Consider the following 12614-nt stretch of genomic DNA (forward strand, 5'->3'; position numbering starts at 1 on the left):
GTCGGTGTGTTTATTTTCGAGGAGGGTATCCCATGTCAGAAGAAATCAAAAACGAAAATCAAACGAACGAAAGCCAAGAAGCTCAAGAAGCGATGAGCCAAGTCGCAGCTGTTAAGAAAGGCGACATCGTCAAAGGCAAAATCATCAAAGTCGAGCAGGATCAAGCAATCGTAGATATCGGTTACAAGTACGACGGCACGATTCCGCTTCGCGAGCTGTCTTCCGTCCAAATCGAGAACGCGGATCAAGCGGTTCAAGAGGGTCAGGAGATTGAGCTTAAAATCGTAACGATTGACGACAACAAAGAAAAGCTGGTTCTTTCCAAGCGCTCTGTTGACAGTGAAAAAGCATGGGAAACCCTGCAGCAAAAACTGGACGAGAAAGTCATCATCGAAGCTGTCGTGGCTGAAGTGGTTAAAGGCGGTCTCGTTGTTGACGTAGGCGTGCGCGGCTTCGTGCCGGCATCCATGGTAGAACGCAGCTTTGTCGAAGATTTCTCCGACTACAAAGGCCGTACGCTGCGCCTGAGAGTGAAAGAAATCGACCGCGAGAAGAACAAAGTGATCCTTTCCCAGAAAGACGTTCTGGATGAAGAATACGAAGCTCAGAAGAAAGACATCATCAGCAATATCGAAGTGGGCAAAGTATACGAAGGTACCGTACAGCGCCTGACTCAATTCGGTGCGTTCGTGGATATCGGCGGCATCGACGGTCTGGTGCACATCTCCGAAATGGCTTGGCACCACGTTGAGCACCCTTCCGAAATCGTCAAAGAAGGCGATAAAGTAAGCGTGCAGGTCCTGAAAGTAGATCCGGAGAAAGATAAAGTGAGCCTGAGCCTGAAAGCGACTCAAGAAGGTCCTTGGGAAAAGGCCGAAAAAACTTTCACAACCGGCGAAATCATTACCGGTACGGTAAAACGTCTTGCAGGTTTCGGCGCGTTTGTTGAAATCGCTCCGGGCGTTGAAGGTCTGGTTCATATTTCCCAGATCGCTCACCGTCACATCGCGACTCCACAGGAAGTTCTGAAAGAAGGCCAAGAAGTTAAGGTGAAAGTCCTAGACGTAAACGCGGCTGAGAAGCGCGTGAGCCTCAGCATCAAGGAAACGGAAGAAGCTCCGGCTCAATCCGCATCTTCCGCGCCTTCCAACTATTCTTCCAGACCGGAAAGATCCTCCAACCACCAGAAAGAACTGGCTGGCAACGAGAATGTTTCCCTGAGCAATCAAGGCCTGTCCATGACGCTCGGCGAGCGCTTCGGCGACAAGCTTTCCAAATTCAAAAAATAATGGATGACTTGAACAGGAGGAAGCGGGATGCGCTCATCGCGCAAAATGGATCACGTGCAGTTTGCGCTCCAGACTGGGCAGTCCGGCAACCAGGGGCTGACGGATGTCAAGCTGGTGCCTAACTGCCTGCCAAACGCTTCCACCGAGTCAGTCGCTCTCTTTACGACAATCGGCGAACTCAATTTGAGTTCGCCGATTGTCGTAAATGCGATGACCGGCGGAGCACGCGAAACCGAAGAAATAAACCGTGAGCTTGCAGTAGCGGCCCGGGAACGCGGACTGGCGATGGCCGTCGGCTCCCAAATGTCCGCTTTGCGGGATCCCTCGCAGGAGTCGAGCTACCGGATTGTCCGTCAAATGAATCCGGACGGGCTCGTCTTTGCGAATTTGGGGAGTGAAGCGACTGTGGAGCAGGCGGCACGCGCCGTGCATATGCTTCGAGCAGATGCGCTTCAAATCCATTTGAATGTCATGCAGGAGCTTATCATGCCCGAAGGCGACCGCAGCTTCCACGGTATGCTGGAGCGCGTAAGCCGTATTGTGACAGGCACGGGAGTGCCTGTGATCGTCAAAGAAGTCGGTTTCGGCATTCCGCTTGAAAACGCGAGAATGCTCAAATCCGCAGGCGTACAAATTCTGGATGTCGGCGGCTCCGGCGGCACCAATTTCGCCGCTATCGAGAATGCGCGGAGAAAAGTGCCTCTCGATTGGCTGAACGACTGGGGCATGAAAACAAGCGTGACCCTGATCGAAGCGCTGCAAGTCTATGAACGCGGCCGCGTCATGGCGACTGGAGGCATCCGCACCAGCGAAGACATCGTCAAGGTGCTTGCCCTTGGCGCTTCGGCGGCCGGCATGGCGGGAGCCCTGCTTCAAGTTTTGCGAAGCGAAGGTACGCAAGCTTTAATCGATCACATCGACGAGCTGCATCATGGCATCATTCTGATGATGACCGCTCTTGGAACGGTACGCATCGAGCAGTTGTGGACACGTCCTGTGATCATCGCGGGAACGACCGCGGAATGGTGCCGGGCTCGGCGGATCGATTTAACTGAATATGCCTGCAGAACGGAAGCGGAGTAAAAACGGGATGTTTTGTCATACTAGGAGTAAAGAAACAAGCTAGGGTGACAAACTATGAATCCAGGTTATCTTGCTTCCGTACTCCTCGCCATCTCTGTCATATTTCTGCTCAGCGGATGGCGGGAAATTTTTATGAGAAGTATATCCGGACGTGGCATACTTCTTTTTTTTATGTTCGCGCTGCCTGCCGCCCTGACGACCTTCTCCGCGGGAGGCGCTCTTATCAACGGCACCGTGCCGGTCGCCATCTGTGCGGCTCTTCTCGTCGGTATCCGCAAAAAGAGCCTGTGGGAAGGCGGACATCTGTTCGCAACCGGTCTGCTTCTCGGGGCCGTTCATTTGTTGATGCTGGAGCTGTACAGCGTGGATCCCGTCATGATTGTGCTGAAACCCGAATGGGATATCGCCATTATCCTTGCGGTATTGGTAATGGGCATGCACCGGGGAGCAGCCGAGCAGTATGTCTCTCTGACGGTGGCCATGATTGCGGGAGACCTTTCTTTTGCCTGTATGCATGGCGGCACGATGCCGGTTCATCTCGGTACACCCTCGTTTCTTGACAAATGGTGGCTCTCCTTTTTTACGGCGCGGTTGCTGACCGTCTTACTTGAATCGGTTTATTCGGGATGCAGGACAACCGCCCGGCAATGGATCCAGCGAAAGCGAGGTTGGAAGAAATGATAGCGCAAATGCTGTCGCAAAAAGAAACGGTCGCTGTTTTTGTCGGATTGTTTTTCGGTATCGCGTCCCGGCTATACTTATTAAGAACGGATTATCGCCAATATCCGACTTATCCTCACGGCAAAATCATTCATGTTTCGCTGGGAGTGATTGCAGCCGGTCTAGGTGCGGTGGCGGTACCTGCGTTACTGGAAAAAAATTACACGGCTGTCACATTTTTGACCGTTGCGGCCCAGCAGTTCCGCGATGTGCGGAATATGGAGCGCCAAAGCCTGATGCAGGTGGATCAGATGGAGCTTGTCCCGCGGGGCGTATCCTACATTGAAGGCATTGCCATGGTTTTCGAAGGACGCAACTACCTGGTTATTTTTACCTCGATGATGGCTTCGCTGTTCACCCTGGTTTTTGCCTGGTATTGGGGAGCGGTAGCGGGGCTGGTTGCCGTCGGAATATCGATTTATTTCAAGACGGGAAAAAATATGACCCACATCGCGGATATTCAGATCAGCGAAGTCCGACTGGACGGCCCGAATCTGTATGTAGGCGATATTTACATCATGAACGTCGGACTGGAGAGCGACCGGGAACTGATCGGTAGGCAGGGGGTAGGCCTGCTGGCCGTTCCGAAAAATCCCGACGCCCGAGTCACACTGGCGAATCTGGGCCAGCGCCAGGCTATCCTGCACGACATCTCCACCGTCCTCGGCGTGTACAGGGACAGCGGAGAACCGGCCCTGATGCCGATGGCCAAGCTTCATCTGGACTCGGGGACACTCGGTATCTTCGTCCTTCCCCAAGTGAAGGACGTACAGAAGGCGGCGGCAGCGCTCATACGGGTACCCGTACTGGAAAGCGCCATCCGCATGCCGACGGAGTCTGCGGCGGGGCCTAACAAGGAGGCGTAAAAAGTGGCAACGATCAAAGCTGTTGCGGTTGTGGAAGGCGTGAAAGTCGATGGCGGAGCTCCCATTTTTTATGCGAAAGACGAAACGGAACTCCAGCAGCTTGCTTTTAATCTAGAGAAAATTCTGGATGTCAATGCTCACGTTTTGAAACCGGGAACCTTCATCCTTGTCGACCACAAGGGATAACGTTCACTGAAAACATTAGCCAATCCAGCGCTTTTTTGCTATGATGAAGAATGTGAAATTTCCAATAACGACAATTTGAGTGACCATCAGTAAGGAGTGAACCGAATGGCAAGACCCATTCTAGCGATTGTGGGGCGTCCGAACGTCGGTAAATCGACGATATTTAACCGGATAATCGGCGATCGGCTGGCCATCGTTGAAGATAAACCGGGCGTGACCCGAGACAGATTGTACGGGATCGGCGAATGGCAGGACCGTGAGTTCAGCGTCATCGATACCGGCGGTATCGAAGTCGAAGGCGAAGACCAGATCATGAAGTCCGTCCGTGTCCAGGCCGAGCTCGCGATTGAAGAAGCGGACGTTATTATTTTCATGGTAGACGCCAAGGCGGGCGTTACCTCAGCGGACCAGGAGGTTGCCCAGCTTCTTTTCCGGTCCCGCAAGCCGGTTGTCCTGGCCGTTAACAAGGTGGATAACATTCAGCGGCAGGATGAGATTTATGAATTTTACAGCCTCGGCTTCGGGGACCCGATCGGGATTTCCGGCGCGCACGGCATCGGAATCGGCGATATGCTGGAAGCGGCGTCCGCCCATTTCCCGGACTCTGCGGACGAAGAATACGGCGAGGAAGTCATCAAGGTCGCGCTGATCGGACGACCGAATGTCGGCAAGTCATCGCTTGTAAACGCCATCCTTGGAGAAGACCGGGTCATTGTAAGCGAACAGGCCGGTACGACCCGGGATGCGATCGATACGCCTTTCGAGCTTGATGAACAGAAATATGTGATTATCGATACGGCAGGCATGCGCAAACGCGGTAAAGTATATGAGAATACGGAGAAATACAGCGTTATGCGCGCCATGAAAGCCATTGAGCGCGCCGACGTCGTGCTTGTGGTCATCAACGGCGAAGAAGGAATTATCGAGCAGGACAAGCATATCGCCGGCTACGCGCACGAAGCGGGCAAAGCGGCCATATTCGTCGTCAACAAATGGGACGTAGTGGAGAAGGATGACAAAACCATGCACCAGTTCACGCAGAAAATCCGCGATCACTTCCTGTTTATGACGTACGCGCCGGTTCTGTATGTGTCCGCCCGCACGACCCAGCGTGTCCGGAAGCTCCTGCCCATGGTCAACCAAGTGGCGGAACAGCATACGCTGCGCGTTCAGACTCACGTGCTCAACGACGTGGTCTCCGATGCGGTCATGTTTAACCCTCCTCCGACCGACAAGGGCAAGCGTATGCGTATTAACTATGCCACGCAAGTTTCCGTTAAGCCGCCGACCTTTGTTTTCTTTGTGAATGAGCCGGATATGATGCACTTCTCATATGAGCGCTATCTTGAAAACAAAATTCGCGGAGCTTTCGGTTTTGAGGGAACCCCGATCCGTTTGTTCACGCGAAGAAAATCCGACGACGAATAGGGGAGAGTTCGTTTGATCTACATCATTCCCGTAGTGGCAGCTTATTTGCTGGGTTCGCTCAGCTTCAGCTTTATAATTGGGAAATTGGTCAAGGGGATTGATATCCGTGCGCACGGAAGCGGAAATGCCGGAGCCACCAACACGCTCCGCGTGCTTGGCAAAGGACCGGCTATCCTGGTGCTTGCGCTGGATGTCGTGAAAGCGATTCTGGCTGTCTGGATCGGCAAGTGGATGGCTCCGGATCTGATCTGGGTCCATGTCGCTTGCGGGCTCGCCGTAATTATCGGTCATAACTGGCCGGTATTTTTCGGTTTCCGGGGCGGTAAAGGCGTAGCTACTGCCATCGGTGTAACGGCTACCCTGTGCTTTCTTCCCGCGCTCTTCGCGGGCATTATCGCCATTGCATCCATTTTTCTGACCCGTTACGTCTCACTGGGCTCCCTGCTGTTTACCGCACTTTTACCTTTTTTCGTCTGGGGCATGGGAAGACCGGTCGAGATCTTGTGGGGCGTCATCGTAATCGGAGTGTTTACTTTTTGGCGGCACCGTACAAATATCAGTAAACTGGTTCAAGGCCGAGAAAATAAGATCGGCTCCAAAAAGGCTTAGCTTGCTCGATGAATCGGCTTAGAAGGGAGACAGCCATGACTAAACACGTATCCGTACTGGTAGCGGGAAGCTGGGGAACGGCTCTTGCCTCCGTACTGGCCGCTAACGACCTGGACGTAACGATTTGGACGAGAAACGCCGGACAGGCGGAAGAGATCAATACCTTACATACCAACAGCCGTTATTTGCAGGACATCGCGCTGTCCCCACGCATCCGTGCCACTACATCGATTCGCGAAGCGGTTGAAAATAAGGACGCCGTCGTATTTGTGGCACCTTCGGCAGGAATGCGCGAGGTGGCGGCCCAAGTGAGAGAATTCTTAAGCCCGGAAACGCTCGTGATTCATGCGACTAAAGGCTTCGAATCGCTTACGCTGAAAAGGATGACAACCGTGCTGGCCGAGGAGCTTCCGCAGTGCGATCCGGGACGTATCGTCGTTCTGTCGGGACCGAGCCATGCGGAGGAAGTGATCCGGGAATGCCCGACGACTGTCGTTGTGGCATCTCCGACGATCGAAGCGGCCGAAGCGGCGCAGGATCTGTTCATCAATTCGTATTTCCGCGTCTACACGAACCCGGACGTAACCGGAGTTGAAGTAGGCGGAGCACTCAAAAATATCATCGCCCTCGGCGCGGGTCTCTCCGACGGTCTTCAGTTCGGTGACAACGCCAAGGCGGCTCTTTTAACCCGGGGGCTCGCCGAAATCGCACGCCTCGGGGCGGAGATGGGCGCCAACCCCATGACCTTCGCGGGTCTTGCGGGAATCGGCGACCTCGTGGTCACCTGTACCAGTACGCACAGCCGCAACTGGAAGGCGGGCTATCTCCTCGGGCAGGGTGAACCGCTGGACCAGGTTCTCGACAAGATGGGCATGGTCGTCGAGGGCGTTAAGACGACGAAGTCCGCTTATGCGCTTGCACAGGAATACGGCGTGACCATGCCGATTACGAACGAGCTTCATCACGTTCTGTTCGAAGGCAAAACTCCCCGGGCGGCGGTTGAAGATCTGATGGGCCGCGGCCGTACGCATGAGATCGAAGAGGTCGCCAATCAGACGGATAAATGGATTCTTTAGCCTACACCATTCCTGCCGAGCCTTCATACACTACCATAGATTCAAGTCCAGTTTCTTATAGCGGACAATATGGTTGGGAGGCGGCAGTGTGCCTAAAAATCCGAAAGACATTCTTAATGCCGTTAAGAAAAAAACGGGTAAAAGCGTAACCGAGAAAGATATCCAGAAGCTGGCCAGCGGCGTGAAACCGTCAACCGTTCAGGATGAAGCACAACTGCGGCAGCTGATTAAGCAGGTTTCCCAGCTTGTCGGGATTAATGTACCGGAAGAAACCGTTAGGGAAATCGTCCATGCGGTTAAAAGCAGCAAGCTGGACGGCAGCAACATGCAGCAGATGATGAATCTCATCATGAAACAATAGCGATCACGCCAGCGGAAGCGCAGGGAGGGGGACCGTAGGAGGCCGTAAGGCAGCCCGCGGTCCTTTTACTCGTGATTCACAAAGTTTCGGCCGAAATGCTATAATCAACCTAGGAATGAAGCAGCATCGTTTACACCGAAGGGGGAAACATTCATGATCACATTGCGTACGAGAAAAGGGGACAAGACGGTCGAAAGCGAGACGGGGCTTACCGTACTTGAACTGGCCCTCAAACATAAACTCGAATGGGGACATTCCTGCAAGCGCGGAACCTGTGCGCGCTGCCGCTGTTTCGTCAAAGAAGGCCGGGAACGGCTCGCGCCGCCTACGGAAGCGGAACTCGACCGTTTGGAACCCGAAGAAATCGAGCTGGGCTACCGTCTGGGGTGTCAGGCCGTGATCCGGGAAACCGGCGATGTTTCCGTTACTCACAAGCCTTACTTCTAGGAGGACCCGCATGAAAAGCGAACAATCAAAGGAGCGGCAGATTGCGCTCGAAATGCGTCCGAGTCTTTCTCTGGAAGAGCCGTTAGTCCGAGGCATGCGGCAGGCGGCCCGTCTTCTTAACGGCACCGGCACCGGCTGGCTGATCGGCGGGAGCTGCGGACTGGCACTGCAGGGCGTGGAGATCGGGGCGCAGCCGCGGGATTTGGATCTGTACGTGGATACGGATCAGGCTGCGGCGGCGGCCCGCATTCTGGAGCCCTATGCCGTCGATGAGCAGAAGCTGGACTGCACGGGCATCTACGAATCGCTGCTCAGTCATTACGTCATCGGCGGCATTCAAGTGGAGCTCGTCGGCGGGTTTATAGTCTGTACGGCGGGGTCGCAGTACAAAGTCGAAGCGGCCTACTTGCGGGATAAACACGCGGAAGTCCGGCAATTGGAGGGTGAGAGACTGGCATTAATGCCGCTTGCTCACGAATTCCTCTTTAACATCCTCCGCGAACGCCCCGACCGGTACGAGGCCATCGCAAGGACGATCAACAGCTGTCCATCGCGGCATGAAGCAGCTCTGACAGACCTTCTTTCCAGGAACAGCTGGGGAGAGCCCGCTTTGTCCGTCGTCAGGCGCCTTATTCCCGGTTTATAGAAGCGTCCGCCGGTTACCGCAGCGGCGGCCTCCGTCTCCATGGCCGGAGCCGCAGTGCAGGGGAAACGAGCCGCAGTTTAGAAATAAGCAAATGTTTTAGACAGAGGGAGGGGCGAGAATGAGCCAGACCAACCCGAAGGTGACGTTTATGCCGGACAACCGCAGCGCATCCGTCCGCTTGAATACCACCCTGCTGGATGCCGCAAGGCGGGCCAATGTGCACATCCGTACCCGGTGCAGCGGGCAGGCAGCCTGTCTGATGTGCAAAGTGCACGCAGGGGACCAGAGCGGCCTGGCCGAGCCGAACAAGAACGAGCGGCTCAAGCTCGGCAGCCAGCTGCAGGAAGGCCTGCGCCTGTCCTGTCAGGCCCGGATTACGGGCGATGTGACGGTTACCGTCCCCGAAGACCCGCTGAAAGCCGCCGTACGCGCCCAACTGGCCAAGCAGCGGGAAGAGGACGACTGGCCTTAGAACCTCTCAGCGATCAGGAGAAACGAAACCAAAGGAGAACCGATGATGAATATCGCAAAGGGCGCTCTTACAGGGCGCCTGACGATGCTGATGGCCGCTTTATTTTCGCTGGCTTTGCTTGGCGGCTGCATGTATCCCAAAGAAATGCGCAAAGAAAACCAGACCAATCCGGGTGAGTTTATTGCCGTAGTCCAGCAGAGCATCGACGAGTATCATACCAAAAAAAGCGTTTACCCCATTAAGAACAGCGAAATGGATACGCCGCTTTACGAAAAGTATGTCATCGATTTTCAAAAGCTGAAAAACAGCGGCTACCTGTCCAACCTGCCGGGCAATGCCTACGAAAGCGGCGGGGATTTTATTTATGTGCTCGTCGAACCCGACGCGAAGGCGAAAGTAAAGCTTTTCGATCTGGTGGCCTACCGCACCACGGCCGACATCCAGAAGAAAGTAAACGACTATATCAGCAAAAATAACGGTGCCGTTCCGGGCGGGGAAACCTACGCTCCCGGCTTCAAATACGTCGATTTCGGCAAAATCGGCATGAAGACGCCCGAAATCAAAAGCGTCTACAACCGTCAGAGCCTGATTAATTTCCTTGTTCATGACTCCGGCAAAGTTGCGATTGATTATGCACCCGATCTGGCTCAAAAGATCAGGGAGAAGCAGCTTCAGGCTGCGCTGAAGGATGGTCAGGACCTTCTTCCCCTGCTGGTGGAAGACTCCTATTTCGTACCTGTCATGTCGTTTGAGTACAAATGGGACAGCGCGACAAGCAAGCCTGTTCCTGTCTTGAAATAGTCCTGCAGCAGAGCCAACAAGGCGGCTTTATCCGATGTTTACGGGCTTCCGAACCCCTTTTCTTCGTCATGGAGAAAAGGGGTTTTTCGTGTCTTCCGCATATTCGGGCTCCCGGAGTCATATATTTTTTCAGAGATTATTGCCAGGCATATTTCGACGACCGGCACATATATTTGTTACAAGTCCAAATGATGTACGAGTTATGTCGCATACGGATGGCAAAGGGAAGGCCGGCTGAAGAACGTATCGTGGCTCTCGCTTCATTTAACAACCTGTAGGAGGGATTCTCTTGGAGAAAGTGGATATCTTTAAGGACATTGCTGAGCGAACGGGAGGAGATATTTACCTGGGGGTCGTTGGAGCGGTCCGTACGGGAAAATCGACCTTCATCAAACGCTTCGTGGAATCAGTTGTACTGCCTAACATCCAGAGTGAAACCGATCGCATCAGAGCCACGGATGAGCTCCCGCAGAGTGCGGCAGGGCGCACGATTATGACGACCGAACCGAAGTTCGTGCCGAATAACGCCGTGCAGATTTCCGTAGCGGAAGGACTGAACGTCAACGTCAGGCTGGTCGATTGCGTCGGCTATGCGGTAGAAGGCGCGAAAGGTTACGAGGACGAGAACGGTCCCCGGATGATTTCGACGCCGTGGTTTGACGAACCGATCCCGTTCCAGGAAGCGGCCGAAATCGGCACACGCAAAGTCATTCAGGAGCATTCGACGCTGGGGGTTGTCGTGACCACCGACGGAACGATTTCAGATATTCCGCGTTCGTCTTATGTGCTGGCGGAAGAAAGAGTCATAGCGGAGCTGAAAGAAGTCGGCAAGCCGTTCATCGTTGTCATTAACTCGCAAAAACCGAACAGCGAGCCGGCCCAGGAACTCCGCAGCGAACTGCAAAGCAAGTACGACATCCCGGTTGTCACGATGAGCGTGGCGACGGCAGGCGAAGACGAGATGATCGGCGTGCTCCGTGAAGTTCTGTACGAATTCCCGGTGCACGAAGTGAACGTGAACCTGCCGAGCTGGGTAATGGTGCTGCCGGAGAAGCACTGGCTGCGTACTCACTTTGAAAATTCCGTCCGCGATACCGTCCAGGACATTCGCCGTTTGCGCGACGTAGAGCGGGTTGTCGGACAATTCTCCGAATACGAGTTCATCGACCGGGCGGCTCTTGCAGGAATGAACATGGGGCAGGGTGTAGCCGAGATCGACCTGTACGCACCGGATGAACTGTACGATAAAATTTTGGTCGAAGTGGTCGGCGTCGAGATTCGCGGTAAGGATCACCTGCTTCAGCTGATGCAGGAGTTCACCCATGCGAAAAGGGAATACGACCAGTTCGCCGAAGCGCTGGAAATGGTCAAAACGACCGGCTACGGGATCGCGCCGCCTACGTTGGCGGAAATGGCTCTGGATGAGCCTGAGCTTATCCGTCAGGGCTCCCGCTTCGGTGTGAGGCTGAAGGCGACGGCTCCTTCGATACATATGATCCGTGTCGATGTGGAGTCGGAGTTCTCCCCGATTATCGGAACGGAGAAGCAGAGCGAGGAGCTGGTGCGTTACTTGATGCAGGACTTCGAGGACAACCCGCTCAAAATCTGGGAGTCCGATATTTTCGGCCGATCCCTGCACTCTATTGTCCGGGAAGGCATTCAAGGCAAGCTGGCCATGATGCCGGATAACGCCCGCTACAAGCTCCAGGAGACGCTCGGACGTATTATCAACGAAGGCTCCGGAGGGCTCATCGCCATTATTTTATAACGAACTTGACATTTCAATTTTCTACTATTTTTACCGGGGAAATTCTTCAGAGAACTTCACGTTCTCCAAGAATTTCCCTGTTTTTTTGTGCATTTTCCACAAAATCAGCGACTTTGACTTGAAATAAGCTCTAGCGTATATTACTATAAGTTTGTTTCGTTTTCTTCGGTACTCGTTTTTTCGTTGATGGGCTTGGGCTTTTGCCCGGTTCATGTATATTTTTTAACGAAACGGTGAAAACAGAAAGTAAAACAGTAGATATTTTGGGAGGGAGGTGAAAGGCATGAATAAATCCGAACTGATTGCTAAAGTATCTGAGACCTCCGAGCTTTCCAAGAAGGATGCGACGAAAGCGGTTGACGCTGTATTCGATGCAATTTCCGAAGCTCTTCAGCAGGGAGACAAAGTTCAACTTGTTGGTTTCGGCAACTTCGAAGTTCGCGAGCGCTCCGCACGTAAAGGACGCAACCCGCAAACAGGCGATGAAATCGAAATCCCTGCAAGCAAAATTCCTGCTTTCAAACCTGGCAAAGCGCTGAGAGACGGCATTCAATAATCGCTTCTCTTACATATGGATTTTGTGTAGACCGTGTGCCTCCGGGCGCGCGGTTTAGTTTTTGTTTGCCCCTTTTTCCGCATTGACAACTTGCGATTATCCCGTATAATAGGGGATACGGCGTCGGGGTATGGCGCAGTCTGGTAGCGCGCACCCTTGGGGTGGGTGAGGCCGTGGGTTCGAATCCCGCTACTCCGACCATGAAACCCATACATACACACAAATGCTTTCGCTTAGGATCAAATCCTGACGGAAGCATTTTTTTAGTGCGGCTCGGCTCGGTAATTTCCTTCCTCCTTTCGGCCA

The 12614-nt window shown here is 53.7% G+C and carries 15 protein-coding genes and 1 tRNA gene; all 16 read left to right on the forward strand.

Annotated features, from left to right (window positions below):
- The first annotated feature begins 32 nt into the window (after positions 1-32).
- Positions 33-1289 carry a 30S ribosomal protein S1 gene (gene rpsA / locus AC58P5_RS15470; protein ID WP_497387944.1) on the forward strand — a complete coding sequence of 419 codons (1257 nt, stop codon included), beginning with the start codon at positions 33-35 and terminating at the stop codon, positions 1287-1289.
- A 27-nt stretch (positions 1290-1316) separates the two neighbouring features.
- Positions 1317-2372, forward strand: coding sequence for a type 2 isopentenyl-diphosphate Delta-isomerase (gene fni / locus AC58P5_RS15475; RefSeq protein WP_497387946.1), 1056 nt, complete (start codon positions 1317-1319; stop codon positions 2370-2372).
- 54 nt (positions 2373-2426) lie between these two features.
- Positions 2427-3053 (forward strand): YphA family membrane protein, encoded by a 627-nt coding sequence (locus AC58P5_RS15480; RefSeq protein ID WP_497387948.1) that lies wholly within the window; start codon positions 2427-2429, stop codon positions 3051-3053.
- Positions 3050-3958 (forward strand): YIEGIA family protein, encoded by a 909-nt coding sequence (locus tag AC58P5_RS15485; protein WP_497387950.1) that lies wholly within the window; start codon positions 3050-3052, stop codon positions 3956-3958. Before AC58P5_RS15480 ends, AC58P5_RS15485 begins: the two co-directional genes overlap by 4 nt.
- 3 nt (positions 3959-3961) lie before the next feature.
- Positions 3962-4144 carry a capping complex subunit for YIEGIA gene (locus AC58P5_RS15490; RefSeq protein ID WP_497387952.1) on the forward strand — a complete coding sequence of 61 codons (183 nt, stop codon included), beginning with the start codon at positions 3962-3964 and terminating at the stop codon, positions 4142-4144.
- Between the two features lie 105 nt (positions 4145-4249).
- Positions 4250-5572 (forward strand): ribosome biogenesis GTPase Der, encoded by a 1323-nt coding sequence (der, locus tag AC58P5_RS15495; protein WP_497387954.1) that lies wholly within the window; start codon positions 4250-4252, stop codon positions 5570-5572.
- A 12-nt stretch (positions 5573-5584) separates the two neighbouring features.
- Positions 5585-6181, forward strand: coding sequence for a glycerol-3-phosphate 1-O-acyltransferase PlsY (gene plsY / locus AC58P5_RS15500; RefSeq protein WP_497387956.1), 597 nt, complete (start codon positions 5585-5587; stop codon positions 6179-6181).
- Positions 6182-6216: 35 nt separating this feature from the next.
- Positions 6217-7257 (forward strand): NAD(P)H-dependent glycerol-3-phosphate dehydrogenase, encoded by a 1041-nt coding sequence (locus AC58P5_RS15505; RefSeq protein ID WP_497387958.1) that lies wholly within the window; start codon positions 6217-6219, stop codon positions 7255-7257.
- Between the two features lie 88 nt (positions 7258-7345).
- On the forward strand, positions 7346-7618 hold the full coding sequence (locus AC58P5_RS15510; RefSeq protein WP_497387960.1) for a stage VI sporulation protein F: 273 nt from the start codon (positions 7346-7348) through the stop codon (positions 7616-7618).
- A 153-nt stretch (positions 7619-7771) separates the two neighbouring features.
- A complete protein-coding gene (locus AC58P5_RS15515) occupies positions 7772-8065 on the forward strand; it encodes a 2Fe-2S iron-sulfur cluster-binding protein (RefSeq protein WP_497387962.1) in 294 nt (97 codons plus the stop codon).
- Positions 8066-8075: 10 nt separating this feature from the next.
- Entirely contained in the window at positions 8076-8711 is a 636-nt protein-coding gene (locus AC58P5_RS15520; protein ID WP_497387964.1) for a nucleotidyltransferase family protein, read from the forward strand.
- A gap of 118 nt (positions 8712-8829) precedes the next feature.
- The gene (locus tag AC58P5_RS15525) at positions 8830-9183 is read left to right on the forward strand and encodes a 2Fe-2S iron-sulfur cluster-binding protein (RefSeq protein WP_497387966.1); all 354 of its coding nucleotides are present in this window, start codon (positions 8830-8832) and stop codon (positions 9181-9183) included.
- Between the two features lie 42 nt (positions 9184-9225).
- The gene (locus tag AC58P5_RS15530; RefSeq protein ID WP_497387968.1) at positions 9226-9984 is read left to right on the forward strand and encodes a YphF family lipoprotein; all 759 of its coding nucleotides are present in this window, start codon (positions 9226-9228) and stop codon (positions 9982-9984) included.
- Positions 9985-10273: 289 nt separating this feature from the next.
- Complete coding sequence (spoIVA, locus tag AC58P5_RS15535) at positions 10274-11752, forward strand: stage IV sporulation protein A (protein WP_009672005.1); 1479 nt, start codon at positions 10274-10276, stop codon at positions 11750-11752.
- Positions 11753-12035: 283 nt separating this feature from the next.
- Positions 12036-12308 carry an HU family DNA-binding protein gene (locus AC58P5_RS15540; protein WP_009671985.1) on the forward strand — a complete coding sequence of 91 codons (273 nt, stop codon included), beginning with the start codon at positions 12036-12038 and terminating at the stop codon, positions 12306-12308.
- A 124-nt stretch (positions 12309-12432) separates the two neighbouring features.
- Positions 12433-12509 (forward strand) — tRNA-Pro (locus tag AC58P5_RS15545).
- Positions 12510-12614: the final 105 nt, after the last annotated feature.

This window comes from Paenibacillus sp. JT31N7, from assembly GCF_059692095.1.

What these genes read in the sequence shown, in the direction of transcription:
- rpsA (WP_497387944.1), top strand. Translation starts at nt 33, where the DNA reads ATGTCAGAAGAAATCAAAAACGAAAATCAAACGAACGAAAGCCAAGAA.
- fni (WP_497387946.1), top strand. Translation starts at nt 1,317, where the DNA reads ATGCGCTCATCGCGCAAAATGGATCACGTGCAGTTTGCGCTCCAGACT.
- AC58P5_RS15480 (WP_497387948.1), top strand. Translation starts at nt 2,427, where the DNA reads ATGAATCCAGGTTATCTTGCTTCCGTACTCCTCGCCATCTCTGTCATA.
- AC58P5_RS15485 (WP_497387950.1), top strand. Translation starts at nt 3,050, where the DNA reads ATGATAGCGCAAATGCTGTCGCAAAAAGAAACGGTCGCTGTTTTTGTC.
- der (WP_497387954.1), top strand. Translation starts at nt 4,250, where the DNA reads ATGGCAAGACCCATTCTAGCGATTGTGGGGCGTCCGAACGTCGGTAAA.
- AC58P5_RS15505 (WP_497387958.1), top strand. Translation starts at nt 6,217, where the DNA reads ATGACTAAACACGTATCCGTACTGGTAGCGGGAAGCTGGGGAACGGCT.
- AC58P5_RS15515 (WP_497387962.1), top strand. Translation starts at nt 7,772, where the DNA reads ATGATCACATTGCGTACGAGAAAAGGGGACAAGACGGTCGAAAGCGAG.
- AC58P5_RS15520 (WP_497387964.1), top strand. Translation starts at nt 8,076, where the DNA reads ATGAAAAGCGAACAATCAAAGGAGCGGCAGATTGCGCTCGAAATGCGT.
- AC58P5_RS15525 (WP_497387966.1), top strand. Translation starts at nt 8,830, where the DNA reads ATGAGCCAGACCAACCCGAAGGTGACGTTTATGCCGGACAACCGCAGC.
- AC58P5_RS15530 (WP_497387968.1), top strand. Translation starts at nt 9,226, where the DNA reads ATGATGAATATCGCAAAGGGCGCTCTTACAGGGCGCCTGACGATGCTG.
- AC58P5_RS15540 (WP_009671985.1), top strand. Translation starts at nt 12,036, where the DNA reads ATGAATAAATCCGAACTGATTGCTAAAGTATCTGAGACCTCCGAGCTT.